The sequence below is a fragment of the Vogesella mureinivorans genome (genome assembly GCF_007644035.1).
Taxonomy (GTDB): domain Bacteria; phylum Pseudomonadota; class Gammaproteobacteria; order Burkholderiales; family Chromobacteriaceae; genus Vogesella; species Vogesella mureinivorans.
Window position 1 is genome coordinate 1 of the sequence record NZ_VMTV02000305.1, and the last position, 2,143, is coordinate 2,143.

2 protein-coding genes are annotated in these 2,143 nt (G+C 49.9%); one reads left to right on the forward strand and one right to left on the reverse strand.

The annotated features are described in order from the left end of the window. Positions 1 to 47: 47 nt before the first annotated feature. Positions 48 to 350: a TM2 domain-containing protein gene (locus FLQ44_RS09975; protein ID WP_031942343.1), complete on the reverse strand. Its 303-nt coding sequence runs from the start codon at positions 348 to 350 to the stop codon at positions 48 to 50. Positions 351 to 1,468: 1,118 nt separating this feature from the next. Between FLQ44_RS09975 and FLQ44_RS10000 the strand changes: the two genes are divergently transcribed. Continuing rightward, a complete protein-coding gene (locus tag FLQ44_RS10000) occupies positions 1,469 to 1,705 on the forward strand; it encodes a hypothetical protein (RefSeq protein WP_012772745.1) in 237 nt (78 codons plus the stop codon). Positions 1,706 to 2,143 lie beyond the last annotated feature (438 nt).

A 2,143-nucleotide genomic window follows, 5' to 3' on the forward strand; every position in this document is an offset into this window, starting at 1 on the left:
CGTCAGGTACAAAAAAAAGCCCTTAGGGGGCTTTTTTTTGCTATGAGTTAGCCATATTTTCGTGCGAATTTTTCATCGGAATCGCATAGATAAATAATAAACTCAATAAACGCGATGATCGCGGGTATGAATGTCCAGCAAAAAATTAGATACAGGAACCCCTGTCCTATTTTTCCTAAGTAAAATTTATGTGCGCCAAATCCACCAAGGAAGAATGCTAATAGCGCGGCTGCGATTCTACTTTTTTCACCTGAACCTGAAGAGGCGTTTGTGGCTCCGCAGTGCGGGCATGACTTTGCTGTTTCGTGTATTTCCTTGCCACATCCTCGGCAGTAAACCATTGAACTCATTTTTTATCCTCGAGCTTATTTTAATTGGGATCATAATATCCGATGTTTTATAACGATGTGTATCCTATGCGCTCGGATTGGATAGATTTCCATTACGGTGAAGGATCTTCTTGAGATCCTTTCTGTGGCGTCGTAATCTCTTGCTCTGTAAACGAAAAAACCGCCCTGCAAGGCGGTTTTTCGAAGGTTCTCAGAGCAGCAACTCTTTGAACCGTGGTAACTGGCTTACGAGGAGCGCAGTAACCAAATCTGTTCTTTCAGTTTAGCCTTAACAGGCGCATAACTTCAAGACTAACTCCTCTAAATCAGTTACCAGTGGCTGCTGCCAGTGGCGATAAGTCGTGTCTTTCCGGGTTGGACTCAAGATGATAGTTACCGGATAAGGCGCAGCAGTCGGACTGAACGGGGGGTTCGTGCATACAGTCCATCCAGGAGCGAACTGCCTTCGCGGAACTGAGTGTCAGGCGTGGAATGAGATAAACGCGGCCATAACAGCGGAATGACACCGGTAAACCGAAAGGCAGGAATGCGGGGGAGCACGAGGGAGCCACCAGGGGGAAACGCCTGGTATCTTTAAGCCGCATCGGGTTTCGCCACCACTGATTTGAGCGTCAGATTTCATGATGTTTGTCAGGGGGGCGGAGCCTATGGAAAAACGGCTTCGCCGCGGCCTTATCTCTTCCCTGTTAAGCTCCTTCCTGGTATCTCCCAGGAAATTTCCGCCCCGCCTGTAAGCCGGCACCGCTCGCCGCAGCCGAACGACCGAGCGCAGCGAGTCAGTGAGCGAGGAAGCGGAATATATCCTGTATCGCATATTCTGCTGACGCGCCGTTGCCGCCTTTTTTCTCCTGCTACATGAAGCACTTCACTGATTTCCGCATCCGTGCCAACATAGTAAGCCAGTATACACTCCGCTAGCGCTACGTGACTGGTTCAGGGCTGCGCCCCGAAACCCGCTAAAAGCTAATGACGCGCCTGCGGCTTGTCCAACGCCTCACGGCACCGGATTAAAATCCGCTCCCGTTCACCGTTTCTGACTGCCTTTCACCGTCGCTGGCGCTTCATCGTTTCTACTGTGTCTGGCAGACTGTGCTGATTTATTCTGACTGGAGAACGTTATGGCCAGACTGACAAACTTGACGCCTGCAGAGAAAAAATTTCTTGATGATGCTGTTGCCGCAGCTGAAAGAGCGTCAGGTAAAAAGCTAAATCAGCCTAACCGGCACATCGTCCTGAACAGAGCGCGTGCGCAAATTGAGTTGCAGCGTTACGCCGACCGCCAGCGTGCATTACGTGAGGATGAGCGGCAGCAGTCCGATTTTGCCTGGTCACGTCCGCGCGCGCCGCGCCGCTGATTTTGGCTTTTGGCGGTTTAGTGGTGCTGACGCTGCGAAATCACCTGCCATTCACCTGCGTGCATAGCCATGCAGTCGCGCAGAAATCATCAGGGGCGTTTTTCCGGGATACTGGTGAGGAAAGGTGCCGGAAACGGCCCTGATGCGGCAGGATTGCGCTGAGGGCGCCTGCGGGGGTGCGGGCAAGGGATGTTATGGTAAATATAGCTACTTTGTGCGTACAAAAGAGATTGGTGAGATCCACTCAGCTGCGCCAATTTATGAAGAGATTTTAAAATATGAAAAACTGGATTCATCATAAGGCCAAAATTATTTTTGGATTTACCCTAGCTATATACTTACTTATATGGCTGACGGCCTCTTATGTTGGGGTTTATGTAACGTATGTAGCTGGGTCGATTCTTTTAGTTTCAGGTGTTATCTTTTGGATCACTATTC